This window comes from Fervidicella metallireducens AeB (assembly GCF_000601455.1).
Taxonomy (GTDB): Bacteria; Bacillota; Clostridia; order Clostridiales; family Caloramatoraceae; genus Fervidicella; species Fervidicella metallireducens.
In genome coordinates this window covers 1-2,679 of record NZ_AZQP01000095.1, presented here as the reverse complement: position 1 = coordinate 2,679, position 2,679 = coordinate 1, and the positions used below count along the sequence as shown (strand labels likewise).

The following is a 2,679-nucleotide window of genomic DNA, read 5'->3' as shown; positions in this document are numbered from 1 at the left end:
AATTTATCAACCAGAATACTTAATATGCAAGCATCTCCAATTAGAAAGCTTGCTCCTTTAGCAGACAATGTTAAGAAAAATGGAAAAAAAGTTTATCACTTGAATATTGGACAACCAGACATACACACACCAGATTTATTTTTTGAAGCTATTAATGATTTTAAGGATCCAGTTTTAAAATACACTGGTTCTCAAGGTATTCCTGAACTGATTGATAGTTTTATTAATTACTATAAAAAATGGAATATACATCTTAATAAGGACGAAATTATTGTCACAAATGGCGGTAGTGAAGCTATAATGTTTGCTCTTATGGCAATTGCAGACTATGGAGATAATGTACTTATCCCAGAACCTTTTTACACAAATTATAATGGCTTCTCTCAAGTTGCAGGAGTTGAAGTAATACCTTTCTTAACAAAGGCAGAGAATGGATTCCACTTACCTGAAAAGGAAGAGATAATAAAAAATATCAACAATAAAACTAAGGCTATTTTATTATCTAATCCTGGAAATCCAACTGGTGTTGTATATACTATTGAGGAGCTAAAATTAATTGCACAAATAGCAATTGAAAATGATCTATTTATTATTGCAGATGAGGTCTATAGAGAATTTGTTTATGATGATTTACAATATACAAGCTTCATGCATTTAGAAGAAATTAAAGATAGAGTCATATTAATAGATAGTATCTCAAAGAGATATAGTGCATGTGGTGCAAGAATTGGTTTATTAGCTAGTAAAAACAAGGAACTTATGCAAAACATTATTAAATTATGTCAATCAAGATTATGTGTTCCTACTATTGAACAGATGGCTGCAGCAAAATTAATTGCTACTCCTGAGTCCTATTTTAATGAAGTAAAGGCAGAATATGAAAATAGAAGAAATGTTGTTTATGAAGCTTTAAAAGAAATGCCAAATGTAATTTGTGAAAAACCTTCAGGAGCATTTTATGTAATAGCAAAATTACCACTTGATGATGCAGAGGACTTTGTAAAGTGGCTTCTGACAGAATACTCAATTGATAATGAAACTGTAATGCTAGCTCCTGCTAATGGTTTTTATGCAACTGAAACATTAGGAAAAGATGAAGTTAGAATATCATACTGTTTAAATTGTGAAAATTTAAGAAAAGCAATGAAGATATTAAAGGAGGGTCTAAAAGCTTATATAAGCAAGACTGTTTAATCTTAATTATCAGAATATTTTATATGTTACAATTATTCAAAATATAAAGATAGTGTTAAACACTATCTTTATATTTTTATTGATAAAAAATTATTTAATTCAATAAATCCTATTTTTCTATATAATTTAATTGCTTTGTAATTTGAATTTTCAACAGTTAGAAACAAATCATCTATCCCTGATTTACTGCATTGTTCTAGTATTTTATATAAAAAAATTTTTCCATATCCATTTTTACGATAATTAGTCTTAATACCAAAATTAACTAGATAATATGCATTATTTAATTTAATAATTTGAGCATATCCAATGGCTTCCTTTTCAAATTCTAATAAAAAACATTTATCACAAAGAAAACTTTCTTCTTTTTCTTCAGCGAAAACCTCCTTTATTGTCAGTTCCCTTCTCCCTTCCACATCACTGAAGATTTCATTTTGTAAATCTACTCTTATTTGTTCTTCTTCATTTATTTTTAAATTACGAAAATCAAGCTTTTCAAAACATTTAATATCCTTATCAACATTAATTTTTTGAAATTTGTTAGTACTGATATACATTAATTTTACATCATTTAATATTTTAGCATTAAAATATTTACATGGTTTCTCTGGTTCGATGTCTTTATACAATAAATTCAAACTATATTCTGGCAAATTAAATTTAGACTTCAATAAAAATAATAGCTTAGTAAAGGATATATTTTTATCCTTAGCAGGAACAAAATAAAATTTCTTCAAAACATGGTTAATGAAAATTATACCAATAAATTTATTTTTCTTATATATGAAATAACACTGTTTATTTAGAATAAAGGGTAAAACACTTTCTGTAAAATCACTATAAAAATAATGTTTGGCCTTTTCCTTGCTGTTTATGGTTTTTTTGATTAAAATGATATTTTTTAGTTTTGCTGTTACTATTAAAAACATTATGACACCCTATCCTATTTTCTATTAAAAAGTTTTGAAAAGAATCCTCTTTTCTTTTCCTTCTCATATCTCAATTTTTCTTTTATTTCAAACAACTCATATGACTTTTGCTTAAGTTCCATTTTCAGTTTCATATTTTCGCTGATTATTAAGTCCCTCTCTTTTGAAAATATAGCTTCATTTAACTGCTCAATACTTTTTTCAATACTAGTTAATTTTTCTTCCAATTTTGAAATTCCAAAATCACTGGAACAATCATAAGAAGAACTATTATTATGAACTGTATCTGCTGAAACTGCAATTTCACTAGTACAATAAATACCCTCCTGAATGTGCTTTTTAATCTGACTATTTGAAAATCCTTCATCCTGCAGTCTTTTAATATATAACAATTTATCTAAATCCTTTTGAGTAAAATATCTTCTTCCATTTACATCCCTTGGGATTGATAAATTAAACTCCTTTTCATAATATCTTATTACAGAAGATTTATAACCTGTTTTATCACATATCTCCTTAAAGGTATATGTAGTAATTGCCATATTATCACCCCTCT

3 protein-coding genes are annotated in these 2,679 nt (G+C 26.9%); 1 reads left to right on the top strand and 2 read right to left on the bottom strand.

What is annotated here, in order from left to right:
* Positions 1–1,194, top strand: a 1,194-nt coding sequence (locus Q428_RS13635; RefSeq protein WP_084478401.1) for a pyridoxal phosphate-dependent aminotransferase, incomplete at its 5' end; no start/stop codon positions are given.
* A gap of 68 nt (positions 1,195–1,262) precedes the next feature.
* Here the strand turns inward: Q428_RS13635 and Q428_RS13630 are convergent.
* Positions 1,263–2,123: a GNAT family N-acetyltransferase gene (locus Q428_RS13630; RefSeq protein ID WP_035381857.1), complete on the bottom strand. Its 861-nt coding sequence runs from the start codon at positions 2,121–2,123 to the stop codon at positions 1,263–1,265.
* A 14-nt stretch (positions 2,124–2,137) separates the two neighbouring features.
* Positions 2,138–2,679: MerR family transcriptional regulator (locus tag Q428_RS13625; protein WP_051515189.1), on the bottom strand; the 542-nt coding region annotated here is incomplete at its 5' end.

What these genes read in the sequence shown, in the direction of transcription:
- Q428_RS13630 (WP_035381857.1), bottom strand. Translation starts at nt 2,123, where the DNA reads ATGTTTTTAATAGTAACAGCAAAACTAAAAAATATCATTTTAATCAAA.